Below are 24,524 nucleotides of genomic sequence, written 5' to 3'. Positions count from 1 at the left end.
GAGAACCCCGCAATGAACTTAAATTGCCTCGTCAGAGGGCATGACGGCTCCATTCGTCTATGACGGAGCGATGAATGGTTCCGTTTTCGATCAGATTTTGGTCCCGACGCTGATGCCGGGCGATTTCGTCGTCAGAGATAACCTGCCGGCCCACGAGCGGCCGGCGGCCGTGAGGCGATCGAGAGTGCCGCGCGAGACTCCTGTTCCTGCCGCCCTATTCGCCGGAGTGCAATCCGAACAACTTCGCCGAGCTCAAGGCCCTGCTTCCAGCAAGGGCCGAACGTTCGATCGACGCCCTATGGGACGCGATCGGACCCACCGTCGACTTCACTTCAGCCGAATGCGTAAACTTCAAAACCGCAGACGAGATCATCACAGCGGCGGCGTTCGGCATGATACCACCGGAATGCGAGCCGCCTGCAGCTTGGCGCGCCAGAAGCGGAAGTTGGCGTGAAGGCGCAAAACGGACATTGCCAGCATGCTTGGGCACTAGCTCAATTTAGCAGAGGCACCGCAAAATGATATAGAGCCCATGATTTCTTGCGGCTCCGAATTGACGCCAAAAGTATAAAGTCAGCGATATTAAGCTATCGGCTCTGACAATATTCTTTCATAAACAAATATCGTACCAATTCCGCATAGTTCGATCCTTTCTCATTTCCATGACGCCAAAAGACCACATAGCGGTAAGTTGCGGTTGGGCGGAACGGGATAATCGCGAGATCGTTTCCCAGTGTTTCATACTGCTTCGCGTTGAATTCGTTATCAACCGATACGCAGAGCCCATTTGCGATATACAAGGCACCCAACCCGACGGAATCGACATAGATATTAGCCACAGAAGCGTCTCGCCGCGGACCCGAAACTCTCGATCCCAGCGGATTTGCCGCATATTGACGCTCGATCGAGAGCAATTTCTCGGAAACAAGATCGCCCTCGGTGATGAATTCTTTCTGCGACAGCGGATGATCTGCACGCATGACACAGACATTCTGAACTTCAGCGATCTCCAGCCACTGGAAAAACCGCTCGTCCAAGGGCAGCCGCGAGATGCCGAGATCCGCCTCGCCGGTCAGCAGGCTATGGGCGATCTGGTCATACCGTTGCGCCTTGACATGGAGCTCCAGGGTCCTGTCGGCTCGGTCCAGCTCCAGTGCGAGCTTCGGGATAAAAGTCAGGCAGGTGATATGCGGCGCGCTGATCGTCAGCGTATTGCGCGTCGCCGAGAATGAATCGAGGAGCTCGTCTTCGATATGCCTCAATGTCTCGAAATAGCGATCAATGCGGTTGTAGATCTCGATCGCATTCGTCGTCGGGATCAGGCCGCGGCCATCGCGCACGAACAGCTTCTCGCCCACCGCGTCCTCGAACTGCTTGAGATGCTGGCTGACGGCTGATTGGGTCACGCCCAGCACTTGCGCGGCGCGTCTTGTCGAGCCCGCCCTGATGATCTCGCGAAAGATCTGCGCAGGTCTCAATCCAATCGAGCCGGCCAAGCGGGCGACGTCGTTCATTTGGTTCTCCCGAAATCTGCCAAGACCGCCGAGAGATATTAGCAGAGCTAATCAGCTTTGCAGAAACTTAATAAATTGACCCGTTCGGACGCGTCTCCGATTGTTCCTCACAGAGCGCTCCCCAGGATCTCTGCCGGCTGGCGCGGCATCGGCAGCGGCGATGGGGCGAAAAAGAGTGAGGGGCATCATCTTGAAACACTTGTCTTATTATTGCCTTCGGCTCGCCCTGATGGCGAGCGTCCTTGCCGGCATCGCGACAATGGCACGACCCGTAGCGGCCCAGGCGTTGCGGGTTGCGACCTCATATAAGCTGATGACGCTCGATCCCCATTATGCGGACCTGAACGAGAACAACTCCCTCCTGTCACATATTTACGAGCGCCTGGTGAGCCAGGACGAGCATCTCGATCCTCAGCCGGGCCTGGCGACCTCGTGGAAGCGGCTCTCCGACACGCGATGGGAGTTCAAGCTGCGCGAAGGGGTCCGCTTCCATGACGGGTCGCCCTTCACTGCCCGGGACGTGATCTATTCGCTCACGCGAATCCGCGATTTCCTGACGCCGCCAAGCGGCGGCTATCGGTCCTATGCGAAGGTGATCAAATCCGTCACGGCACCGGACCCACTGACCGTCGTTATTGAAACGAACACCGATTCCCCGACGCTGCCGCTGTCGCTCGCCGCGATCTTCATCATGCCGCACAAGGCGGACGGGTTTGCTTCGACCGATGAACTGAATACCGCAGCTCGCCCGATCGGAACTGGCCCCTACAAATTCCAGAGCTGGCAATCCGGCGAAATCTTCCGTTTGACGCGAAATGACAGCTACTGGGGTGGGGTACCCGCCTGGACCGAGGTAACCTTCAGGGTGATCGAGAGTCCCGCCGCGCGCGTTGCCGCGCTGACGACAGCCGATGTCGATGTCGCCGACTCCATCCCGGCGCGGGACGTTCCCGGCCTCAAGCAACGCGGCCTGAAGGTCGAAAGCGCCAGCGCCGCTCGCTCCAACTTTCTCCAATTCGACATCGAGCGGGAAACCGCTCCCGGCGTGACCGACAAATCCGGCAAACCGATCAAGAACCCCTTCCGTGACAAGCGCGTGCGTCAGGCTCTCTCCATGGCCACCGACCGCTCCTTCATCGCGGAGAAGATTCTCCTTGGATACGGCACCGCAGCCTCTCAGATCTTTCCGAGCGGCCTGTCCGGAACCTCGCCCAATCTCAAAGTCACCGCGCCGGATTACGGCGCCGCCAAAGCGCTCCTGGCTGAGGCCGGCTTTCCGGACGGCTTCAACGTCGTGCTGGCGGGGCCTGCCGGGCGCTATCCCGGCGACAGCGAATCCCTTCAGGCCGTCACGCAGAACTGGGCGCGGATCGGCGTGCGCGCCCAGCCGGTCGTCTCTCCGTTTTCGGTTTTCGCCACGCAGCGGGCCAAGGGCGACTATCCCGCCTGGTACGGTGGCTGTTCGGGTGATGCCGTGACGTTCTGCCTGGATGCGCTTCTCGCATCCCCGAATGTCGAGCTGGGCACGGGCTCGCTGAACTACGGCAGGTATTCCAACCCGCAATTCGACGCGATGCTGGCGAAGGCCAAGACAATCGAGGAGGGTCCGGTGCGCAGCGCCGCGCTCGCGGCTGCGACGGAGTTCGTCATGGCCGACTATCCGATGCTGCCGCTCTATCATTTCCACCTGATCACCGGGTACGGGCAGAAGGTAGCTTCTTATGCCGTTCATCCACGTGGATTGACGACTGCCATGCAGGCCGTCCCGGCGGGACAGTGAGGGCACGGCCATGACGAGCGCCATCGTCGGAAGGCTTTCACAAGCTCTCCTCGTCCTCCTTGCCCTGTCGGTGATCGGTTTCACCGGCATCCACAGCGTCGGCAACCCCGTCTACAACGTCGTCAATATCGAAACGGCCACCGCCGAGGACATCCGCAACGCGACGATCGCGCTCGGCCTGGATCAGCCGCTCTGGTGGCAATACTGCCGCTTCATGAGCAACGTCCTCGCCGGCAATTTCGGGACGTCCTACATCTATCACCTGCCGGCTTTTGCACTGGTCATGAGCAAGGTGCCCGCCACGCTCGAACTGGCGACGACGGCGATGCTGATCGCCGCGCCCTGCGGCACGCTGCTCGGCCTGCTGGCGGGCCGCCGGCAAGGCGGATGGATCGACCGTGCCGTCCTCAAGGCGAGCGTGTTCGCACTGAGCATCCCGTCCTTTTGGCTGAGCATGGTGCTGATCCTTCTCGGCGCGGTCGCGATGGGCTGGTTTCCGTCGAGCGGGCGCGGTCCGACTGTCCTACTGATGGGCCAGGAATGGAGCTTCACGACGCTCGACGGCTTGCGCCACTTGGCGCTCCCTGCCCTGACGCTCGCGATCCCCAATGTCGCGCTGATCGCGCGACTGGCGCGGGCGGGAACGGCCGAGGTCGAGAACCAGGATTTCGTGCGGTTCTGCCGGGCGAAGGGCCTCTCATCCCGGCGCATCCTGTTCAGGCACACCTTGCCAAATATCAGCATCCCGATCGTCACGATGATCGGCATGCAGTTCGGCGGGATGCTCGCCTTCGCGGTGGTCGTTGAAACGATTTTCGCCTGGCCGGGCATCGGTAAGCTGCTGATCGACTCCATCCAGCTTCTCGATCGCCCGGTCGTGATGGCGACCCTGACCTTCGTCTCCGTCGCCTTCATCGGGCTAAACGCCCTGGTCGATCTCTTCTACGCCGTGCTCGACCCGCGCGTGCGCCTGTCGTGATGAAAGCGATCCGATGAAAGCTGCAATCATGCGCGCTTTTTGGAAGCGCCCGGAACGAGGGCGCGCCGGCTTCGCGAGGCTCGTGCTCGCCGCCTATGTCCTGCTGGCGCTCGCCGCGCCGGCCATCGCCCCCCAGAACCCCTACGATCCCCTGCAGATCTTCGGATGGGAAGCGTCATCGCCTCCCGGAACCAGCAGCGGCGGCGGCTATGTCTATCTTCTGGGAACAGATGGGCTCGGGCGGGACATCATTAGCACCATCCTCTACGGCCTGCGCATCAGCCTCGTCGTCGCCGTCACCAGCACCGCGATCGCGGCGCTAATCGGCGTCACCATCGGCGTCAGCGCGGCCTATTTCGGCAGATGGGTCGATGCCGTCCTGATGCGTATCGTCGATCTCCAGCTCAGCCTCCCCACTATCCTCGTGGCCTTGATCGCTATCGTCACACTCGGGCCGGGCATCGACCGGATCATCCTCGCGATCATCATCGTGCAATGGGCGACCTATGCGCGGATCGCGCGCGGCGTCGCCCTCAGCGAGATCGGCAAGCCCTACCTCGATGCGGCACGGCTGCTGCGGCTACCCACAGGGCGGATCATCTTCCGGCATATCTTGCCCAACAGCATCGCGCCGGCGATCACGCTGCTCCCGATTGAACTCGGGCATGCGGTTGCCCTCGAAGCGACCCTCTCCTTCCTCGGCCTGGGGGTGCCGATCGACAAGCCCTCGCTCGGCTCCACCGTGGCGAACGGCTTTCAGTATCTGCTGACCGGCCAATACTGGATCAGCCTGTTTCCCGGCCTGGCGCTGTTCGGCCTCATCGCAAGCATCAACTTCGTCGGCGAGGACGTCCGGCGCAGCCTCGATCCGAGGAGCCGTTCCCATGACGCATGACAGTGCGCTGGCGCCTCTGCTGGCCGTCAGAAACCTCACCCTGAAGCATCGGGGAGAGTCCGGTGCGGCGACGATCCTGCAGGATGTCAGCCTGGATCTTCATCGTGGCGAGGTTCTTGGCCTGATCGGCGAGTCCGGAGCCGGCAAGTCGACGCTCGGCAACGCCATCCTCGGCCTGCTCCCGGCCGAGTTCGATAGGATGGGCGGCACGATCCTGTTCGACGGCGAGGCGCTCGACGCCGCGGACAGCCGGTCGTGGGGACGGATCAGAGGACGCAGGATATCCGCGATCTTCCAGGACCATACCGCATCGCTCGATCCGCTGATGGCAGTCGGCCCTCAGCTCGAAGAGACGATCCGCGCCACGAACGACGGCATCTCGCGCCAGGACGCGCGCATCCGCGCCATCGACCTTTTGATCCGTGTCGGCATCCCCGACGCTGGCGAGCGCTATCACAGCTATCCTCACCAGTTCTCCGGCGGACAACGCCAGCGCGTCGTGATCGCAATCGCGTTGGCCGGATCTCCCGACATCATCATAGCGGACGAGCCGACCTCCGCCCTCGACGCGACGGTGCAGAAGCAGATCCTCAACCTCCTGCGCGAGCTCGTCGATGAAACCCGGGTGTCGATTGTTCTCGTGACACATGACATGGGGGTCGTCTCCGACATCACTGACCGGGTCGTCGTGATGCGGCACGGGCGGGTCGTGGAGCACGGGGTGACGTCCTCACTCCTGGATGCGCCCCGGGAGCCGTACACACGCAGCCTGCTTGCGGCCGTACCGCGGTTACGGCTGTCCGATCCCGAAACGCGGCAGGAAGCCGGCGAGAACCCGAAAAGCCCGCAGCCGCAGGCGCGGCATGAGCTTGCGGGGACGCCGCCGATCCTTCTCGCAAGCGGCATCAAGAAAACCTTTCACAGGCGCTCGCTAGCCTGGTTCCCCAAGGGACACGGGAAACCTGCGCTGCAGGATGTCACCGTCGCGCTGGAGCACGGCGGGATCACCGGAATCGTCGGGGAGAGCGGCAGCGGCAAGAGCACGATGGGCCGGATCATCGCAGGCCTGGAAACCGCCGGCGACGGCACGCTCGAAATCGACGGCACCGCCTTCGATATCGCGCGCTCCGGGGCGCGCAACGGATTGCTGGGCAAGGTCCAGATGATCTTCCAGGATCCAGCGGTATCGCTGAACCCGCGCATGTCGGTGGGCGCGACACTGCAGGAAAGCGTCCGCTTCGGCACCGTCAGGCCAGGGAGCGAACGGCCGGACGTAGCCACGATGATGGACAGGCTCGGGCTCGCGCGCAGCCTGCTCGCCCGATATCCGCATCAGTTGTCGGGCGGGCAGAAGCAGCGCATCTGCATCGCGCGCGCGCTCCTCGCCAGCCCACGGATCATCGTCGCCGACGAGCCGACCTCGGCGCTGGACGTCTCCGTTCAGGCGGAGATCGTCGCCCTCCTGCGGGAGAATGTTACCGAGCGGGGCATCGCGATGCTCTTCATCTCACATGATCTCGCGCTTGTGCAGCAGCTCTGCAGCGCGATCTACATCTTCAAGGACGGCAAGATCGAAGACAAAGGCCCAGCGGACTTCATCTTCGCCCATTCACGAAACCCTTACACCCGAACTCTGATCGACGCGCGTCCCCGGCGTTTCACGCACTGACGCGGCAACAAGTCCGAAGCGCCGCTCGCAACGGTTCCTAGCATCCCACCAACCTCGTTTCACGCTGCGGCATTTCGCGGCGCAGGAGAAGCTTTGTCATGACGAACATGTTCACGATCGCCGTCACCGGGCAGTCGCTCATCAAGCACGATATCCGCGGCGTGGATAAGCCGGGCTTCCGGGGCGTCCGGGAGGTGCTCGGCCGCGCCGACCTGCCGTTCACCAATTTCGAAAGCACGATCCTCGGGAGCCATGGCGGATGGCCGCTGAAGGGAGGAGTTTTCGGTTGCAGCCAGCCGGTCGTGCTCGACACGCTGCAGGAGCTCGGCTTCCAGGCGCTGTCTCTGTCGAACAATCATGCCTTCGATCTGGGGCCGTCCGGTATTCTGTCGACTCTGGAGGAGGTCGACAGGCGCGGCTTCCTGCATGCCGGCATCGGGCGCAATCACACGGCGGCGGGCCGGGCAGCCAAGGGAGCATTCGCCGGCCGCAAGGTGGCGCTCGTGGCCATGGATGGCGGTCCGGGGCCCGATTTCATGTATGCGAGCGATTCCGTCAACGGGCGTCCCGAGCGTCCGGGCGTCAACCGCCTGAAACTCAGCAAGGTCGTCGATGTCGATGCCGATGCGTTCGACCAGTTGCGCAGGGTCCGCGACAAGGTCGGCTACACGATCATGGATCTCCGCAACGACAGCCAGCCCGACGATGCGCCAGACCTCGATCCCGAAACCGAGATCAGCATCGCCCGCGCGATCTTCAGGCGTTCCGACAGGTTCGGCCGGCATGTGAAGATCGATGCCGGCGACATCGCCCAGCACACCGCCACCATCGCGGCGGCGGCCGAGCAAGGCCACCTCGTCATCGCCTATCTGCATCATCATCACTGGGCGCCGGACTGGTACCAGGTTCCCGATTGGGTCGGGGCCGTTGCGAAGACCTGCATCGATGCCGGTGCGGCCATGTTCGTCAGCCACGGCGCGCCCGTTCTTCAGCCCGTTGAGATCTATCGCGGTCGGCCGATCTTCTACAGCCTCGGCAATTTCATCTTCCACGTCAGATCCGAGAAATCGCCATGGCTGGCCCGGGAAGTATGGGAGAGCGTGATCGGCCTCTGCTCCTTCGGCGAAAGCGGCGAGCTCTCCGGCATCTCCTTCCATCCAGTCGTCATCGGCGGCAGCGAGTCCGCCACGAATGATATCCTGGAACAACGCCTGGCACCGGAACTCGCTTCCGAAGCCGATGCGGACCGGATTCTTAGTCGCTTCAGGGATTATTCCGCGAAATTCGGGACGCGGATCGATATCGGGAACGGCGTCGGCCTTCTTCGTCTCTGAGCGATGGAGCATCTGGACGATGACCTGTTTGCTCCTGCGCCCCACCTGGTGCGAAATCGATCTCGATGCCGTCACGCATACGGCAGCCACAATCTCCGTGCCGTCGTGCCATTTGCCAAACGATGGGTCGCTCGTGACGGCTTTCTGCAGTGGGCGGGCCGTGTCTGGCTTCGGACGTCTCCCGATCGGCCCCTGAAGCGATTGATCGGCGCAACGATAAAGATCGAGGTAGAGCGTCGCTTGGCGAACCAACTGGCGGGAGATGGGGCCGCTGTCTCACACCCGAGCTTGCTTCGGTCAAAACGGATAAGCTGATGGGAAGGGTAGACCACGACGGTCTTCTCTCCCGATACCGCATCTATTTACAGGATCGTAGCGTGTGGGCTGCTGCCTTCAGGGCGCAGATGGTCGTTTGAACTGTATTCATATCGGATTTCCGGCATCTGAAATGCGAGAACGTCCGTGCCCATAGCCCGAGTTGGCGTAACGATCGAACGACGGTGCGCAGCTCGATGCGATGGAAGCCGGTTCTATGCGAAGCTAGAAGCCGAGGCCTGAGCGGCTCTTGGGATGGCTCCGCGCCGGAACAAGCCGTTGGTTGCACGCTTCATCGCGCAGAGCCTGATCGAGAAGGGCGTGATCCCGTCCTTCGTGCGTCCGATCGTCGAGAAGCTGAGCGCCAAGGCTGCAGCAACCTGACGCGCTTGCCATCCGCGGCCTGATCTCCGGCGTATTTCCCGCCGCGGCGAAGAAGTTCGAGCTGCGCTTCGACGAGCCGCCCAACATCGATCGACGGCCGCGCCTCCTGGCCTGCTGCCCTTTCCGTGGCTCGTCGGCTAGGCTAATCCGATCATTTTTTCGAACTGCTTGCGAGCGGAGTGCGAATGTTAGCAACTGGGGCCTCTCCGCCACCTTTTCCTCAGCCTTCCGGTGAGAAGCTCGGGCTGCCATAGGGATAATAGTCCTTCAGCGTGAGATTCTCGTAGGGCAGAGCATCGAGATGAACGGTGCCCACGAAGGGCTCGGGCGGCTCGACGAGGATGATGGTCGGCGTGAAACCGCTATCGTCGAAGCCGCGACGGAAATGGACGCGCGACTTGATCGCGATCACGTCGAACTCATTCGGCGCGAGCCCGAGCTGCCAAAGCTCCGAAGGCTCGATGATCTGGACGAGATAGGGGCTGAGCACCAGCAGGTTGCCCTTGCCGAATTCGACACAGACCCACTCCCTGCCATGGCCGCGCGTGGTCGTCGCCGGCCCGACCGAGCGCAGCGTGCCGGAGATGCGGACCGGTGCCCCGGCCGATTCATCGAAGAGGCCGCCGATCTCCGCATCGAACGCATCGCCCGGCTTCGCGCCGGACCCGATCACCGATCGGATCGTCCCGGGGGAGGCGATCGTCGCGATCAGCGTGCGTTCGAGCTTCTGTGCGACGATCTCCTGGAGAAGCCATGTCGCATAGCCGGAGCGGTCGCTGTAATCGGCGAGCAGGACGGGGCCCTTGTCTTCGGCAACCGCCGCGCGGGCGAGCGCGACCGCCTCTTTCGCCTTGTAGATCCTGACGGTGTCCAGCAGCGCGTGGCGGCGGCGCCAGGTCCATTCCGCCATGTCGCGGATGATGCGCTCGGCGAGATCGGGATCGTCGTTGGTCAGCACCTGGAGCGACATGCCGGCATCGGGAACGTCGGACCAGGGAAAGCCGAAGAAGACGTTGACGAAGACGTCGGGCTCGCGCGCCTCCCAGATCAGCGCGCGCTGGATCAGGTCGGACCAGGGGGAGGCGCCAGTCCACATCACCACGGTCGGCGCGATGATCGGGATGCGCAGGGCGCGATGCACCGGCTTGAAGCTGCCGCGGATCGCCCGGACCAGCATGCGCGCCGCGCGCTCGCCCTGCAGATGCATGTCGTAATGCGGGAAATACTTCACGCAGAACGCCATGTCGGCCTGTTCGAGGAAGGCTTCGTCCTCGTTGCCATGCGGATCGAAAGTCGCGGTGATAAAGGCCTTGTTGCCGACGACCTCGCGGACACGCCGGGCGATGTCGGCCTCCGGCCGTGGCACGCCGCGCACCGCGAGCGCGCCATGGAGCGCGAGATAGACGCCGTCGAACTGCGGCTGCGCCTTCAGCTCCGCGATCATGATGCCCATGAAATGCTCATAGGCGTCCTCGGTCACCCAGCCCGAGCCGGTTCCGGTGCGGGGCCAGAGCGGCGAGGTGATGCCGACGAGCTCGACATCCGCAAACTCACGGGCGACCTGCACGAAGCCGCCCATGTAGCCCTTGGGGTCGGTGGCGAGCAGCGCTTCGCCGGAGGCCGGGGAGCCTGGATAGATGAAATCCTCCAGCATCGTGTCGTTGGGGAGGAACGTCACCGTCTCATGCGCGAACTGGAGAACGGCGATCCGGATCTTGGACTGAGTCACAGCGGCCTGACGTCGTAGAATTGAGCGAAACCGATCCGCATGCCCGCGATCCCGCGATAGGCCGTCTTCTCATAGTAGGCGCCGAGCGGGATATAGGGCACGTCGATGAAGAACTGCTTCTGAATCTCGGCGCAGATCGCCTTCTGGGTCGCGAGATCCTTGGAGGCGAACCAGTCGAGCCTGAGTTCTTCGAGGCGCGGTGATTTCGGCCAGCCGAACCAGGCCTGGTCGCCATTGCCGCGGATGCCGAGCTGGCTCGCCGGGTCGAAATTATTGGTGCCGTTCAGATAGGTGAAGAAGATACTCCAGCCACCCTTGTCGACCGGTTGGCGGCTGGCACGGCGCTGGACGACCGTGCCCCAGTCGGTCGAGACCAGCTCGACATTCACGCCGGATTTCTGCAGGGCATCGGCCGCCACCGCGGCGAGCGCATGGGTCGAGGGATAGTCGGTCGGGTCGAGCAGCACGACGCGCTCGCCCTTGTAGCCGGCCGCTTCCAGTGCGCGCTTGACGGCGGCGAAATCGCGCTTGCCGACAAGGATCTCCGTCCCCGCCGTCGTCGCCATCGGCGTGTCCGGGCTGAAAACGCCGACATGATCCTTCCAGAGCGAGCGCTCGTCGCCGGCGACCGCCGTCATGCACTCGGCCTGGTCGATGGCGCCGAGCAGCGCCCGCCGGATCGCCGGATTGTCGAAGGGCGGATGCAACGCATTGAAGCGCAGGCAGCCGATGCCGCCGGCCGGGTCCAGCCCCTCCAGCTTGAGGCCTGAGCGGCCTTTGAGGGTGCCTTGCAGATCCGGCGTCGGGTTCTGCCACCAGTCGACCTCGCCATTGGAGAGCGCATTGGCCGCCGTCTGCGGGTCGGGAATGATGCGCCATTCGATGCGGTCGAAATGAACCTGCTTCGGGCCCGCGGTGAAGGTGGCCGAGCCATCCGCACGCGGAACATAGTCGGCAAACCGTTCATAGACGGTCAGTGCGCCCGGGATGCGTTCGTTGGCCTTGAAGCGGAACGGCCCACTGCCGATCATCTCCGTGACCTGCTTGTTCGGGTCGGTGACGGCGAAGCGCTCGGGCATGATGCAGGGCATCGAGGTGCCGGTCTTGCCGAGCGCCGCCGGCAGCAGCGGGAAGGGGCGTTTCAGCCGGAACTTCACGACGCGGTCGGATTGGACCGAGAGTTCGTCCGTCGCGTCCATCAGGGCGCGGCCGAAAGCATCGCGGGCGGCGAAGCGGCGCACGCTCGGCACCACATCCTGCGCCCGGACCGGTTCGCCGTCATGGAAGCGCAGGCCTTCCCGCAGCGTCAATCGCCAGGTCTTGCCGTCGTCCTCAACGGCATGGCCGGCGACCATCTGGGGCTCGAAATCGTAATTGGCGTTCTGGCCGTAGAGCGTGTCGAAAACGAGATAGCCGTGATTGCGCGTGACCGTCGCCGTCGTCCAGACCGGGTCGACGATCGCGACATCGGATTCCGGAATGAATTTCAGCACTCTGGCGCGCTGCGCGAGTGCCGGCCTGGCCATCGCGGAGACCGCGGCGCCGGCAGCAACACCCAGAAACGTCCGACGCTTCATGCCGTGATTCCTCGTTCGAGGCGATCGAAAAGCTGCACAGGCAGCGCCGCTGCAATTCCAATGCCGCGATCCTAGGATGGCGCAAACGACCGATGCAAGCGATCTGGTCCCGCTTTGGGCGTAGGAGGGCACCTTCACCGACGCGAAGCCGCCCACGCGAGACCCGGAATGAACGGCATTGTAGAATGTAATGGAACGCGTAGGTACGAGCATCGTCGCATGTTCGGTACGGATCAATCGCGTGGGCCGAGATGGGTCCTCATCTGACACGGCCGAACTGATCCGGAGCGTCCGCTTCGCGGCGATGGCCCAATGTCTGGAACTGGCGCAGCTGTTGCGTTCTCGGCGTCCTGGCTCCGGTCGCTATAAAGAGGCTACTGACGCCTCGGCGACATGCTTCCGCTCGCTGTAGCGGGTCGTCAGGTAATCCGAACGGTCGCGGGTCAGCAGCGTGAAGCGGACGAGCTCCTCCATCACGTCGACGACTCGATCGTAGTAGGCGGACGGCTTCATCCGGCCCGTCTCCTCGAACTCCTGATAAGCCTTGGCGACCGAGGATTGGTTGGGGATGGTCAGCATCCGCATCCAGCGCCCAAGGACGCGCAGCGCGTTGACCGCATTGAACGACTGCGAGCCGCCCGAGACCTGCATCACTGCCAGCGTTCGCCCCTGCGTCGGACGGACGGAGCCGAGCTCCAGCGGTATCCAGTCGATTTGGCTCTTGAATACGCCCGATATCGTGCCGTGCCGCTCAGGGCTGCACCAGACCTGGCCTTCCGACCATAACGCCAGCTCGCGCAGCTCCTTCACCTTGGGATGGTCCGCCGGCACGCTGTCCGGCATCGGCAGGCCGGCGGGATCGAACACTCGTGTCTCGGCGCCGAGGCGGCGGAGGATGCGCTCGGCCTCCAAGATTTGCAGGCGGCTGTAGGAGCGCGTCCGAAGCGACCCGTAGAGCAGTAGGATGCGAGGGGGATGCGACGCCCTTTCCGCCGGCTCCAGCCGGGCGAGATCGGGCGCGGCGAGGCTATCGAGGTCGACGTTCGGAAGATCGGTCATGCGGTGGGGGCCTTCCCTCTCAAGGTGGTCGCGGACTAGGGCCGCCCCTCAGGGCAACCCCACCGCTCGAGCATGAAGCCGCCGTCCTCTGGAGCATCGCGAGCGCCTTGCGAGACGTACCGCAGGCGGGTTGTGATAGATGGTGACGTCCAGGATCCGCGCTTTCAGGGGCAGGGGGGAACAAGTTCGTCGATGAGCGGCTGGCAGAGATCCGCGCGGCCGCCGCAGCAATCCTTCAGCAGGAAGGCGATCACGCCCCGGAAGCCTTCCAGGTCGGCGCGGTAAATGATCGAGCGGCTTTGCCGCTTTCCCACGATCAGGCCCGCTCGCGCCAGGATGGCAAGATGTGCTGACATCGTATTCTGGGGGACGTCGATCAGCCGTGCGAGTTCGCCCGCGGGTACTCCTTCGGGTTCGCGGTTGACCAGCAGCTTGAACGTGTCCAGCCGGGTCGGCTGCGCCAGGGCGGCCATAGCAGATATGGCTTGAGAGTTATCCATATATCCAAGATGCCGGATATATTGATGGGTGGCAAGCGAAGTGTTTGTCTGAATGATTATCGGCAGCTCAGTCCGAAAGGGTCCGCTTGTTGGCGATGCCAATGTCAGGGCGCTACTGCACGGTTGCGGATAGCTTGGCCCGCTCCCCGCTGTCATAGCGAGATAGTCGCCATATGAGAAACGTGAAATCAAGGACGTAGCACCTCGGCGGAGAAAGCCCGCGTGGCACCGGCCGCGGGATCTCACTTGCAATCTCGACAAGTCTCCATCATTTGATGTATAGAAATACCATTAAATGATGGAGAAAGCCATGCTAGCAGCTGCGATCCCCATTCCCGCCCTGCCGGAGCGACAGGACTTCTCTGTTGCGTCCGATCGTACCAGGCTCTCGAAGGTAGCGCTCAAGGCCTACAAGCGTCTCGTCGAGCACTGGGGGCTCACGGGTCAGCAGGCGGCAGCGCTGCTCGACGTATCGACGAGCACTTGGGAACGTCTGAAGCAGGAGGGAAAGGACAAGTCCCTCAGCCAGGACCAACTCACGCGCATTTCTGCGATGGTCGGCATCTATAAGGGGCTTCACCTCCTGTTTGCCGACGACATGGCCGATCTCTGGCCCAAGCTCGAAAACAAAGGACCTCTTTTTGGTCGATTGAGTCCAATCGAGTCGATGCTGAAAGGCGGAATTCCGCAGATGCTGGAAGTGCGCCGATATGTCGATGCGGTTCGCGGAGGCTTGTGATTGTCGATCGACGACGTGCCGATCGTTACCGAGGCGTTCTCCAAGACCATCCGACTGGTGACAACGGCTCGTTTGCGAGCAGCGGTACTCATCCCACTGGTCGACAATGAGGACGAACTCCAAGCTCTCGCGGAGATCGAAGGAGCGACGAGTTCCCGACTGACCGCACAGGATCGCGGCATTTCTGGATTGGCCGCCAACGAGCTTGTCTATGACGTTCCCCACGCTCACTTCATCAACGCATCCTTCGCCTATGCCAAGCCGCAGGAGCCCAACCGTTTCAATGGAGCCGAGCGCGGCGCTTGGTATGCAGCCCTCGACGTGACCACATGCCTCCGGGAAGTCGGGTATCACCTGACGAATGCGCTCGCTGACGCGGGTGACTACAATGCCACCGTCGATTATGCGGAGATGTTTTGTAGCCTTGCCGGCGAGTTCCTCGATCTTCGGCAGGTGCCTGACCATCCCTCACTCAACCCCGAAAAGGCCAAGGCCTATCCGATCGGAAACGCGCTCGCCGACAGCGCTCGCGCGGCGGGCCTCAACGGGATTATCTATCCTTCAGTGCGGCACACTGGCGGCACATGCCTCGTTGCCCTCCGGCCGGCAGCTGTGCAGTCAGTGAGGCAGGGAGCCGTATACCGCATGACTTGGAGGGGGACGCCCACACCAGCCATCGAGGGCCCCTTGTAGGCGGGTGCCCGCCTTTCCAGCATACGGCGATCGCTGGCAGCTTTTCATCAGGCTTGATCGGTCACCAATATCAGGATGCCAGTTTTCCCGGCATCGGGACTGCTGAGTTGTTTCGAGCGCACCCGTTTCTCAAGCCTGTGGTTTCGCCGCCTTCGCGCCGGCGCGCTGATGATCCCATATCCGATGGCGCCGACCACAACATCCGGGCCATCCCCTGACGTCCATCGCTCCATTCCGCATCCCGCGACGAGCGCCATTTCCGCAATCATCGCCTCGCCTTCGCGGCCGACCCGATGGGGCGCTGATCACTAAGAGCCCCGCAGACCTATCTCGCCGCGGTGCCATCTGATCCGCGCCGCGATCTTCTGCGCATAGGCGACGAAATAATCGACGACCGTTCCTTGCCGGAGAAGTCGTCCCAGGCCGACATTGGCGAAGTCATGCCGGGAGCGATCGTGCCAGGCCGGACCGCTGGTGACGATGAAAAAGCGATCAAACGCAACCAGACACAAAAATGACCCCGCCATCGGGAGCTGACGGGGCCAAGTTGGTTTCACCTGCTGAACTGAATTGGCTTTAGTGCTTGGGGCCAAGCCCGACCTCGCCAAAGCAGATCAGCATGTGCAGCTGAGTTAATGCTGGCCGCCCTTCCGCCCGGCTTCAGAGGCGCGCTCGCGGTCGTTGGCGAAGTTCCCTGAGCCCCCGCGCTGACCACCACTGCCCTGCTGGTTTCGGTCGTCATCGCGAGCCTGCTGCTGGCGATTGCCTCCTCCGCTATGCTCGCCGCCCTTGCGGCCGGCCTCGGAGGCCAGTTCGTGATCCTGAGAGAAGCTGCGCTTTTCGGCCGGCACACTCTGGCCACCCTTAGAGGCGATATCCCGCTGCTTGTCGTCATCCATGGACGCGAAGCCACGTTCTGACTGATTAGCCATTTGCTCACTCCATTGGTTTCTGGTGGTAGCGGATGCGTCGCATCCACTTCCCGACCAACGATGCCGATGGCCGACTGTTCCTTGGCAAAGAAGACCCCTGACGCTGCGCGAAAAAAGACAATTAACCATTTGATATCGCTTGTTTTTTATGCTCTGACTTATTGCCAAGCTTCATAGGTGGATTGCGTGTGCCGCAATTCAAAGCGGCGCCAACCAGCCGGCCGTTCTTTCGTTCCCAGGACACAAGGATTGGTGCGCTGACGCCAAAGAATCGTAAAGTTCAGGAAGGAAACACTCGTGCAGCGTCCCGTACGAGGGGGCAGGCGATCGGTTGGAGCCGCTGTCGGGATTACCGCTACGGGGCAGTATGAAAGCGAGTACGGTCCAGACGCCGATCTATCCCGTATTCATATCGGGGCCGGCGCCCAGAAACTTCGAGACATCATCATGGGGCTACAAGACATACGACATCGGGAACATGAATGCGGGGCACTGGCCTTCGATGGCTCGACCGCCACGAACAGCGGACCGACGAACAGGGCCGCCTGAGGGCTCGGGCTTCGACCCGTCAAACCTGAAACCGGCCGTCGGCACTCGCCAGACCGACTTTTTAACGGTATCCGCTAGAAGCAGACACTGGCTCATTGCCCGAAAGCGGGCCTTCGCCGTCCAACTCTTCGTTTACGGGAACCGCCCCAAGCCGACTGTTCTTAGAGCGGCGGGTACCGGAGGCTGCGGATTGTGGCTCAGACAGAGAGCGGACTTCTTAGGCATGCCCTTGGCGAACCGAGAATTCGGACGTTATCCGGCACATGCCCGGTAATATGGCAGCTCATTCAATTGGTGCTGGAACACGTCTCCTTGCCTCTCCGGACATCGAAAAAATCTTCAGGGCAGCCTGGTGGCAGTTCAACCATAGACGTTCGCCAGGCTTGGCATCCGTCCCGCCGCGCTGCTCGATCGTCACAAGCTCGCCGTTAGCAAGCCTGCAATGTACGTATTGCGTGCTGCCGAGATATTCCGCGAACTCGACCTGTGCCGGCAGCGCGTCAGCTTGCTTGTCCGTAATCAGCCAGTGCTCGGGGCGGATGCCGAGCTTGATCGCTTCCTGCGGAGCGGCAGGCAGGGGTCGATCAAGTTCGATCTCCGTTCCCGCAATGCTGAGGCGGTTCGCCGCCAGGCAGATTCCGTCAATAATGTTCATGCGCGGCGATCCGATGAAGCCGGCGACGAAGAGGTTGGCAGGGTTCTCGTAAACTTCCCGCGGCGAACCGACTTGCTCGATCCTGCCGTCACGGAGCACCACGATGCGATCGGCGAGCGTCATCGCTTCGGTCTGATCGTGTGTGACATAGATCATCGTATTGCCGAGCTCGCGATGCAGCCGCGCAATCTCGACGCGCATGCTGACGCGCAGCTCGGCGTCGAGATTGCTCAGCGGCTCGTCGAACAGGAAGACCAGCGGCTTTCGCACGATCGCGCGCCCGATCGCGACGCGCTGCCTTTGACCACCCGAGAGCTGGCCCGGCCGGCGGTCCAGCAATGGCCCGATCTTGAGGATCTCGGCCGCCGCCTCGACTTGCCGCTTGATTTCCGCGGCCGACGTTCGGGCGATCTCAAGTCCAAAGGCAAGGTTCTCGCGGACGCTCATATGCGGGTAGAGCGCATAGGATTGGAAGACCATGGCGATGCCGCGCTTGGCCGGGTCGAGATCGGTGACGTCGCGGCCTGCGATTAGGATGTCGCCGTCCGTGACCTCTTCAAGCCCTGCGATCATGCGCAGCAGGGTCGACTTGCCGCAGCCGGACGGGCCGACGAAAACGATAAACTCGCCGCCTGCGATCTTTAAGTCGAGGTCATGAATGACGTCGACCGAGCCGAAGCTCTTGCGAACGCCCTTGAGCTCGATGGTGGCCTTGTCTGGTGCCTGGCTGTGTTGCGCGCTCACCGGCCGCTCCTGATCCAGACCAGCATCTCCCCGGGATCGCGATTGTCCCAGAGGTGATAGGGCACGAGGCGCGCCGTCGTGGCGGCATAATCCGGCGGATGCGCATCGTAGAGCCGTCCTTCCCGTCGCGGCCACTGCTCGCGCAACACCTGCAGATCGATGGCCATCGCCCCGCCGAGATCGGGAACCGGAACCGTCTTTGCAGCCGAAAGGTCTGCCGGCACGACGAGAGCGTTGAGGTCGGCGACATTGTCGACCTCCTCGGCGCAATAGATCAGCGGGCCGCGCGCGATTGCGACCCGGCCCAGATCGGCCTTGACCGCCGGGTGGGCATAGAGCGCGCGCACCGGCATCGGCAGGTCGAGCGCGAGCCGATCGCCATCCTTCCATTCGCGCGACAGATGCACATAGCCGTCATCCGTTCCCGTTATCGCGAGGGCCTCGCCGTTCAGCGTGACGGCGGCCTGGTCACACCAACTGGGCACTCTCAGGAACAAGGTAAACTGCGCGGGCCGCTCCAGCCCGATGGTGACCGCCACTTTTCCGTCAGCCGGATAGTTCGTGACCTGCGTGAGTATCACGCGCGTCGCGCCGACGCTGAGGCGCGCCGTGCTGGCACCGTAGAGATGTACGGCGATGCCGTCCGCCGAAACGCCATACATGTAACTGCCTATGGCCGTAACCGTGCGGGCGATGTTGGGCGGGCAGCAGGGGCAGCGATGCCAGGTCCAGCGGTGGTGGCCGCCGCGGCTCTCCAGCGGATTATCGTAGAAGAAGCGCGAGCCGTCGATGGAGAGACCCGAAAGGGCGCCGTTATAGAGCGCCTGTTCCATGATGTCGGCATAGCGCCGGTCGGGTCCGCGTCCGAGCATACGGCTCGCCCACATCACCAGCGCCACCGCCGCGCAAGTCTCGGCATAGGCGCTCTCGTTGGGCAGGTCGTAATAGTCGGTAAAGCCTTCGTTGCTGGCCGCCGGGCCGATGCCGCCCGTGACATACATCTGCTTCGACGTCAGATCCTCCCAGAGCCGGTTGAGTGCATCCGTCAGGCTATCGTCACCGAACTCGGTCGCGACATCGGCCATACCCGAATAGAGATACATAGCCCGGACCGCATGGCCGACGACCTTGCCCTGCTCGCGCACCGGCAGATGTGACTGGTTGTAAAGATAGGTCTTGTGGCGCCATTGCGCCGGATCTACGCCGCGTGCCGCTGCCTCGGCATCGAAATAGTGCGGCTGCTGGCCACGCTGCTCGACGAAATAGCGGGCCAAGTCGAGATAGCGCTGCTCGCCGGTGGCGCGGCCGAGCCGGACCAGCGCAAGCTCGATCTCCTCATGTCCGCAATAGCCGGGCCTCTTATCGGGGGTGGCCCCGAAGGTCGCGTCGATATGATCGGCATAGCGGCACATCACGTCTAGCAGCCTGCGCTTGCCGGTGGCATGGAAATAGGCCACCGCCGCCTCCATCAGATGGCCGGCGCAATAGAGTTCGTGACAATCGCGCAGATTCGTCCAGCGCTGGCCCGGCTGCATCCGGACGAACCAGGAGTTCATGTAGCCGTCGGGCTGCTGGAGGCCCGCGAACATCTCGATGATTGCATCCATCTTCGCCTCGAGATCGGCATTGGGCTTGCGATAGAGCGCATAGGCTGCGGTCTCGATCACCTTGGCGACATCGGAGTCCCAGAACATCTGGACGTTGACCGTGTCAGGCGTGCCGTCCGAGCGAAGGTGCCAGGGCATCTTCACCTCCGGCACCGGCCGCGTCGGGTCGATCTGGTCGAACATGCCGGCGGCGACGCAGCGGTCGTAGAGGATCATCGCCGTGCGATCGACGACCGCATCGATGCGTGCTCCCCAGAAGCCGTGCACGTCGACATCGGGAACGGCAGGGGGCCTGAAGCCGCTGGCCTTGGGCTGGTCGTGAGAAGTCATGGCGTCACCGCTTCTGTTGATGTCGTGGCGTTCACTTGACGGCGCCCGCGGTGAGCCCGCGGATATAATAGCCCTGCAGCAGCAGGAAGAGGGCGAGGCAGGGCGCCATCATCAGCATCACGCCGGACTGCACCGCGCCCCAGTCAATGCTACCGAACTGCCCGGAACGGACCGCCGCCATCATCACCGGCAGGGTGTATTTCTTCTGATCGGTCAGCAGGATCAGCGCCGCCAGGAACTCGTTCCACGAGGCGAGGAAGGCGAAGATCGCGACCGTCGCCACGCCCGGCAGCACTAACGGGAGCATCACCCGGCGCAGCATCAGCAGGACCGAGGCGCCATCGACGCGGGCGGCGTCCTCGATCTCCTTCGGCACGGCGTCGAAGGCGTTGCGCATCATGAAAATCGAGAAGGGCAGATGCAGCGTCACATAGATCAGGACGATGCCGGGCAGCGTGTTTTGCAGGCCGAGCTTGGTCAGGATCAGGAAGAGCGGCGTCAGGATCGACTGAAACGGGATCATCACCGTCGAGATGATCAGCACGAACAGGAGGTTCTTCAGCGGGAAGTTGAAGCGCGAAAAGCCGTAGCCCGCGAGCAGGCTGATGATGACCGTGACGACAACGGTCGCCGCGGCAACGGTCAGGCTGTTGCCGGCATAGGTCCAGATGCCGACGCCGTATTTCGCCAGGTTCTCGTAGCTTTGCGTGCTGAAGCCTTCGACCGGCCAGGGCGGAAGCGGCGGACGCGCGGCTTCCGAGGAGGGCTTGAACGAGACCAGCGCGCTCCAGGCGATCGGTGCGATGAAGAGCAGCGAGATGAAGAGCCCGATCGCGTGGTAGCGCGTCACGGCGAAGAGGCGGCGGCGTGCGGTGGCTGCCTTGCGATTTGACATCACGCTGCCTCCGGCGTGCGCAGCAGGCGCAATTGCACGACGCTGATCGTGACCAGGATCACCAGCAGCACCATCGACATCGCCGCGCCGTAGCCCAGGCGGAAGGAGACGAAGGACTGGCTGAAAATCCAGTAGACGGCCGTGACCGTGCTGTTCTGCGGCCCGCCATCGGCGATGATGTAGAACTGGTCGAAGGCCAGCACCGAGCCCGCCACCGAGAGGATCAAGGCCAGCGCGATGGTCCGCCGCATCAGCGGCAGGGTGATGCGGCGGAAGCGCTGCCAGGACGAGGCTCCGTCCATGCGCGCGGCCTCCTGCACTTCCGCGGAAATACCCTGCAGGCCGGTCAGCAGGATGATCATGTTGAAGCCGGCCGTCTTCCAGACGACCATGACGATGATCGACCAGAAGGTGCTGTCGAAGGAGGCCAGGAGGTTCACGGGCCTGTCCGTCAGCCCGAGCTTAAGCGCAAGAGGCGAGAACAGCCCGACATCGACGTTCATCAGCCAGGCCCAGAGCAGGCTCGCCGAACCGAACCCGACCACAACGGGCAGGAAGATCGCCGTGCGATAGACCTTGATCATGGGCCGCGCCTTCTCGGCGAAGAGCGCGAGCGGGAAGGCGACGGCGAAGATCGCGATGGTGACGACCACCGTGTAGTAGCCGGTGAAACGCATCGCGTTCCAGAAACGCTGGTCGCCCATCAAGTTGACGTAGTTGGCGAGGCCGATGAAACGCGGTCGGCCGAGCAGCGGCCAGTTGTGCAGCGACATCCAGAAGGCCATCCCGAGCGGGACGAGAAAGAACACGATTACGAGCAGCACTGCGGGGGCCACGAACAGCAGCCCTGCCATCTGCCGACGGCGGAGGCGGGCACCACGTCGCGTGGCGGATCGCTGCAGGGTAGGAACAGGCTGGGTCATCTCGAATGATCCGGCGAGGTCTGGTGGGCGGGCCCCGGCAGGCGCTGCGTCATGCCAGGACGACCCGCAGGGCCGGCCCGGAACCCCGAGCGGTTATCATCGGAATTGAAGTCGAGCGTCATCCGTAGCCTTCCGATCGGGCGCATCGGTTCTGGGCTCCGGCTCGCTGCTGCGTAGCGCCCGGAGCGAGGAGGACAGCGAGCTATCGCGCGCTCACTTCCCGGACTGGTCGATGATCGACTGCATCGTCTTCTCGGCCTTAATCAGCGAGCCTTCGACGTCGTTGCCGAAGAAGACCTCGTTCAGCATCTGCTTCCACGGGCCTGTGCTGCTGTTGACGATGTCGTTGTAGACCGGGGAAGACGGCGTTCTGCCGATCTTCATGGCTTCCGTCGCGGTCAGATAGCGCTCGTCGAGATCCTTCACCGCCTCGGCTGCGACATCGGCCCGCGTCGGCAGGCTACCAAGTTTGGCGAGCAGGGTCTGGCCTTCCAGCGAGTAGACGAAGGTCAGGAATTCCTTGACCGCCGGCAGGTTCTTGCGCCCAGCCGTGACGACGAAATTGTCGCCGCCGGCGAAGGAGGACTTGCCGCCGGTCTTGCCGGGAAGGAAGGTCACGCCGAACTCGACCTTGGGGTAGTTCTTGACGAGATTGCCGATCGCGAAGGCGCCGATCGGCGACATCCCGATCCGATCGGTCGCGAAGCCGCCGAAGAAGTTTGCGCCGGTATCGGTCTTGGCACTCTCCGGCACATAGCCCTTCGCGACGAGGCTGCGATAGAGCCCCACCGCATCACGCATCTGCGGCGTATTCAGCGTCGCCTTCTTGGCGCCGTCAGTCAGGATCTCGCCGCCCGAGGCCCAGACCAGCGGCATGAAGGTAAAGGCGTTGCAGCCGCCGCACGCACCGGAGAAATAGAAGCCGCGGACGTCGCCTCCGATAGCGTTGACCTTGCCGGCATAGTCCTCGATCTCGGCCCAGTTGGTCGGTCCCTTTTCGGGGTCGAGCCCGGCCTGTTTGAACAGCCGCTTGTTCCAGAGCATCACCGAGGCGTCGGCCGACATCGGGACGCCATAGATGCGTCCTTCATACGTCCCGGCGCCGAGATGGGCCTTGGAGAGCTGGTCCAAGAAAGGGAAGCCCTTGATCAGGTCGGTCAGATCCTCGAGCTGCCCTGACGCGGCGAACGCCGGCGTATAGACCAGATCGAGAGAGAGCAGGTCGGGTGCCGAGCCGCCAGCGGCAGAAATCGCGTATTTCTGGACCATCTCGGTATTCGGCACGATCTGCAGTTCGATCTGTGTCTTGTGCGCGGCGTTGAACGCCTTCACCAATGACGGCATGAAGGCTTCGCTGCTGGAGCGCGACCACATCGTCAGCTTCTGCTGCGCCAGGGCTGCGCCGGCCGATGCCTGTATGGCAACGAGGCCGAGCAAGGCTGCCTTGAATCCCTTCATCTGCATCTCCTCCGATTGCGGCCTTGGTTTTTGGCGGCCGTTTTTGGTTGCTCATGCTCTCGCTAAGACGAGCGTACGATCAGGCTGCAAGGCAGCTTCCAGACTCCCGTTTCGACCGCCTCGCCATTGACCAGGCGCAAAAGCGCCAGCCCGGCCTGCCGGCCGAGTTCCTTCAGATTCATGTCGACTGTCGTCAGCGGCGGGCGCGTTTCCTTGGCGACGATCTCCCAGTTGTCGAAGCCGACCACGGACACGTCATCGGGCACACTCACGCCGCGTTCGCGCAGCGCGTCCACCACGCCCCGCGCAATCTGGTCGTTGCCGCAGAAAATGCCGTCCGGCTTATCGGCGCCGGACCAAAGAGCCTCGATGGCCTGGTGACCCCAATGCTCCGACCAGGAGCCGAAAAGGACCCTCGCATGGGTCGTCGCGCCGACTTCGTCAAGCGCCTGTGCGAAGGCCGAGGCCCGTTCGTGCACCACCTGAAAATCCGATGGGCCGGTAACGTGAGCGATACGTCGGCGCCCTTGCGCCAAAAGATGGTTCACGGCTGCCGTCGCACCTTGGCGGTCATCCGACACCAAGGTGACAGCATTGCTCGGGCCGGCGGTCAGGGCATAGACGACCGGCACCGAAAGACGAGTGAGGTCCACTGGCAACGGTTTGTCGATGCGCTTGCCGGTCGCGATGATGCCGTCGACCTGCTTGTCGAGCATCGCATTGACATGAATCCTCGCCAGGTCCGGATTATCCCCGATAGCGCAGAGAAACACCGAAACACCGTGGTCAATCAGCCCTTCCGAGATCCCGGCCATCAACGGCAGCGTGAAGCGGCCATAGGTATCGTTGGTCAGCAAGCCAACGCTGAAGCTGCGCTTGCGTGTCAGGCTGCGGGCCAACGCGTTCGGCCGAAAGCCAAGCTCCCGTGCAACACGCTTGATGCGATCGCGCGTTTCGAGCGAGACGCGCCCCGTGTCGTTGAGAGCTTTTGAAGCCGTGGCGGTGCTGACGCGCGCGGCGTGCGCCACGTCGTAAATCGTTACCCGCTCGCTGGGCCCCGTGTTCGTCACCTGTCTTCCGATCTGAGAAATCGGTTTCTCAGAGGATATAACAGAAATTTACGCGTTGAGAAACCGATTTCTCAGGCTGTCTTTCACATTTGGCTCTACGCTTTGCCTGAACGACAGTCGGTCGAGGCATCCGGGCAGACGGTCGGCGACCTTGGGAGGCTCTCTCATCAGGCAACTTCGCGACGCGATCTACA

The 24,524-nt window shown here is 62.8% G+C and carries 19 protein-coding genes and 2 pseudogenes; 8 read left to right on the top strand and 13 right to left on the bottom strand.

From position 1 onward, the window contains the following. Positions 1 to 37: 37 nt before the first annotated feature. Positions 38 to 353, top strand: a pseudogene (locus GY40_RS27870) (transposase); the annotation flags it as partial. A 234-nt stretch (positions 354 to 587) separates the two neighbouring features. Here GY40_RS27870 and GY40_RS01315 read toward each other — a convergent pair. Continuing rightward, positions 588 to 1,514, bottom strand: a complete 927-nt coding sequence (locus GY40_RS01315; RefSeq protein ID WP_051987409.1) for a LysR family transcriptional regulator — start codon at positions 1,512 to 1,514, stop codon at positions 588 to 590. A 286-nt stretch (positions 1,515 to 1,800) separates the two neighbouring features. Here GY40_RS01315 and GY40_RS01310 point away from each other — a divergent pair. From GY40_RS01310 to GY40_RS01290, 5 genes and pseudogenes are all read left to right on the top strand, one after another. Further along, positions 1,801 to 3,294 (top strand): annotated as a pseudogene (locus GY40_RS01310) (ABC transporter substrate-binding protein); the annotation flags it as partial. Between the two features lie 10 nt (positions 3,295 to 3,304). After that, positions 3,305 to 4,273: an ABC transporter permease gene (locus tag GY40_RS01305; protein ID WP_038358041.1), complete on the top strand. Its 969-nt coding sequence runs from the start codon at positions 3,305 to 3,307 to the stop codon at positions 4,271 to 4,273. Positions 4,274 to 4,286: 13 nt separating this feature from the next. Continuing rightward, positions 4,287 to 5,168 carry an ABC transporter permease gene (locus GY40_RS01300; protein ID WP_038358039.1) on the top strand — a complete coding sequence of 294 codons (882 nt, stop codon included), beginning with the start codon at positions 4,287 to 4,289 and terminating at the stop codon, positions 5,166 to 5,168. Beyond that, positions 5,158 to 6,837 (top strand): dipeptide ABC transporter ATP-binding protein, encoded by a 1,680-nt coding sequence (locus tag GY40_RS01295; protein ID WP_038358037.1) that lies wholly within the window; start codon positions 5,158 to 5,160, stop codon positions 6,835 to 6,837. Before GY40_RS01300 ends, GY40_RS01295 begins: the two co-directional genes overlap by 11 nt. A gap of 98 nt (positions 6,838 to 6,935) precedes the next feature. Then, the gene (locus GY40_RS01290; RefSeq protein ID WP_038358035.1) at positions 6,936 to 8,171 is read left to right on the top strand and encodes a CapA family protein; all 1,236 of its coding nucleotides are present in this window, start codon (positions 6,936 to 6,938) and stop codon (positions 8,169 to 8,171) included. Between the two features lie 919 nt (positions 8,172 to 9,090). Here GY40_RS01290 and GY40_RS01285 read toward each other — a convergent pair. From GY40_RS01285 to GY40_RS01270, 4 genes are all read right to left on the bottom strand, one after another. Continuing rightward, positions 9,091 to 10,599 (bottom strand): M81 family metallopeptidase, encoded by a 1,509-nt coding sequence (locus tag GY40_RS01285; protein ID WP_248311066.1) that lies wholly within the window; start codon positions 10,597 to 10,599, stop codon positions 9,091 to 9,093. Further along, entirely contained in the window at positions 10,596 to 12,176 is a 1,581-nt protein-coding gene (locus GY40_RS01280) for an ABC transporter substrate-binding protein (protein WP_038358034.1), read from the bottom strand. Before GY40_RS01280 ends, GY40_RS01285 begins: the two co-directional genes overlap by 4 nt. 363 nt (positions 12,177 to 12,539) lie before the next feature. Further along, complete coding sequence (arsH, locus tag GY40_RS01275; RefSeq protein WP_038358033.1) at positions 12,540 to 13,235, bottom strand: arsenical resistance protein ArsH; 696 nt, start codon at positions 13,233 to 13,235, stop codon at positions 12,540 to 12,542. Positions 13,236 to 13,399: 164 nt separating this feature from the next. Next, positions 13,400 to 13,735 (bottom strand): ArsR/SmtB family transcription factor, encoded by a 336-nt coding sequence (locus GY40_RS01270; protein ID WP_038358032.1) that lies wholly within the window; start codon positions 13,733 to 13,735, stop codon positions 13,400 to 13,402. Between the two features lie 295 nt (positions 13,736 to 14,030). On the opposite strand from GY40_RS01270, the gene GY40_RS01265 reads away from it, so the two are divergent. Next, a complete protein-coding gene (locus GY40_RS01265; protein ID WP_051987408.1) occupies positions 14,031 to 14,474 on the top strand; it encodes an antitoxin Xre-like helix-turn-helix domain-containing protein in 444 nt (147 codons plus the stop codon). Further along, positions 14,475 to 15,167 carry an RES family NAD+ phosphorylase gene (locus GY40_RS01260; RefSeq protein ID WP_038358031.1) on the top strand — a complete coding sequence of 231 codons (693 nt, stop codon included), beginning with the start codon at positions 14,475 to 14,477 and terminating at the stop codon, positions 15,165 to 15,167. A gap of 308 nt (positions 15,168 to 15,475) precedes the next feature. Here GY40_RS01260 and GY40_RS01255 read toward each other — a convergent pair whose 3' ends face one another. The 8 genes from GY40_RS01255 to GY40_RS01220 form a co-directional block, all read right to left on the bottom strand. Beyond that, positions 15,476 to 15,694 (bottom strand): hypothetical protein, encoded by a 219-nt coding sequence (locus tag GY40_RS01255; RefSeq protein WP_156115835.1) that lies wholly within the window; start codon positions 15,692 to 15,694, stop codon positions 15,476 to 15,478. Between the two features lie 105 nt (positions 15,695 to 15,799). Next, entirely contained in the window at positions 15,800 to 16,099 is a 300-nt protein-coding gene (locus GY40_RS01250) for a con-10 family general stress protein (RefSeq protein WP_038358028.1), read from the bottom strand. Between the two features lie 832 nt (positions 16,100 to 16,931). Continuing rightward, positions 16,932 to 18,047, bottom strand: coding sequence for an ABC transporter ATP-binding protein (gene ugpC / locus GY40_RS01245; RefSeq protein WP_051987407.1), 1,116 nt, complete (start codon positions 18,045 to 18,047; stop codon positions 16,932 to 16,934). Beyond that, on the bottom strand, positions 18,044 to 19,984 hold the full coding sequence (locus GY40_RS01240; protein ID WP_038358026.1) for a glycoside hydrolase family 127 protein: 1,941 nt from the start codon (positions 19,982 to 19,984) through the stop codon (positions 18,044 to 18,046). Before GY40_RS01240 ends, ugpC begins: the two co-directional genes overlap by 4 nt. A gap of 31 nt (positions 19,985 to 20,015) precedes the next feature. After that, positions 20,016 to 20,879: a carbohydrate ABC transporter permease gene (locus GY40_RS01235; RefSeq protein WP_038358024.1), complete on the bottom strand. Its 864-nt coding sequence runs from the start codon at positions 20,877 to 20,879 to the stop codon at positions 20,016 to 20,018. After that, positions 20,879 to 21,733 carry a carbohydrate ABC transporter permease gene (locus GY40_RS01230; protein WP_248311065.1) on the bottom strand — a complete coding sequence of 285 codons (855 nt, stop codon included), beginning with the start codon at positions 21,731 to 21,733 and terminating at the stop codon, positions 20,879 to 20,881. The genes GY40_RS01235 and GY40_RS01230 overlap by 1 nt, the downstream gene beginning before the upstream one ends. Positions 21,734 to 22,015: 282 nt before the next feature. Beyond that, positions 22,016 to 23,260 carry an ABC transporter substrate-binding protein gene (locus tag GY40_RS01225; RefSeq protein WP_081925049.1) on the bottom strand — a complete coding sequence of 415 codons (1,245 nt, stop codon included), beginning with the start codon at positions 23,258 to 23,260 and terminating at the stop codon, positions 22,016 to 22,018. A gap of 62 nt (positions 23,261 to 23,322) precedes the next feature. Continuing rightward, positions 23,323 to 24,330, bottom strand: a complete 1,008-nt coding sequence (locus GY40_RS01220) for a LacI family DNA-binding transcriptional regulator (protein WP_113254999.1) — start codon at positions 24,328 to 24,330, stop codon at positions 23,323 to 23,325. Positions 24,331 to 24,524 lie beyond the last annotated feature (194 nt).

The organism is Allobosea sp. UNC402CLCol, assembly GCF_000745475.1.
GTDB classification, from domain to species: Bacteria; Pseudomonadota; Alphaproteobacteria; order Rhizobiales; family Beijerinckiaceae; genus Allobosea; species Allobosea spartocytisi.
Note: the sequence above shows the minus strand (reverse complement) of the source record. Positions and strands in the feature narration are given on the sequence as shown.

Bases quoted from the DNA above. Each gene is read 5' to 3' on its own strand.
- GY40_RS01315 (WP_051987409.1), bottom strand. From the start codon at position 1,514: ATGAACGACGTCGCCCGCTTGGCCGGCTCGATTGGATTGAGACCTGCG.
- GY40_RS01305 (WP_038358041.1), top strand. From the start codon at position 3,305: ATGACGAGCGCCATCGTCGGAAGGCTTTCACAAGCTCTCCTCGTCCTC.
- GY40_RS01300 (WP_038358039.1), top strand. From the start codon at position 4,287: ATGAAAGCTGCAATCATGCGCGCTTTTTGGAAGCGCCCGGAACGAGGG.
- GY40_RS01295 (WP_038358037.1), top strand. From the start codon at position 5,158: ATGACGCATGACAGTGCGCTGGCGCCTCTGCTGGCCGTCAGAAACCTC.
- GY40_RS01290 (WP_038358035.1), top strand. From the start codon at position 6,936: ATGACGAACATGTTCACGATCGCCGTCACCGGGCAGTCGCTCATCAAG.
- GY40_RS01280 (WP_038358034.1), bottom strand. From the start codon at position 12,176: ATGAAGCGTCGGACGTTTCTGGGTGTTGCTGCCGGCGCCGCGGTCTCC.
- arsH (WP_038358033.1), bottom strand. From the start codon at position 13,235: ATGACCGATCTTCCGAACGTCGACCTCGATAGCCTCGCCGCGCCCGAT.
- GY40_RS01270 (WP_038358032.1), bottom strand. From the start codon at position 13,735: ATGGATAACTCTCAAGCCATATCTGCTATGGCCGCCCTGGCGCAGCCG.
- GY40_RS01265 (WP_051987408.1), top strand. From the start codon at position 14,031: ATGATGGAGAAAGCCATGCTAGCAGCTGCGATCCCCATTCCCGCCCTG.
- GY40_RS01255 (WP_156115835.1), bottom strand. From the start codon at position 15,694: ATGGCGGGGTCATTTTTGTGTCTGGTTGCGTTTGATCGCTTTTTCATC.
- GY40_RS01250 (WP_038358028.1), bottom strand. From the start codon at position 16,099: ATGGCTAATCAGTCAGAACGTGGCTTCGCGTCCATGGATGACGACAAG.
- GY40_RS01240 (WP_038358026.1), bottom strand. From the start codon at position 19,984: ATGACTTCTCACGACCAGCCCAAGGCCAGCGGCTTCAGGCCCCCTGCC.
- GY40_RS01235 (WP_038358024.1), bottom strand. From the start codon at position 20,879: ATGTCAAATCGCAAGGCAGCCACCGCACGCCGCCGCCTCTTCGCCGTG.
- GY40_RS01230 (WP_248311065.1), bottom strand. From the start codon at position 21,733: ATGGCAGGGCTGCTGTTCGTGGCCCCCGCAGTGCTGCTCGTAATCGTG.
- GY40_RS01225 (WP_081925049.1), bottom strand. From the start codon at position 23,260: ATGAAGGGATTCAAGGCAGCCTTGCTCGGCCTCGTTGCCATACAGGCA.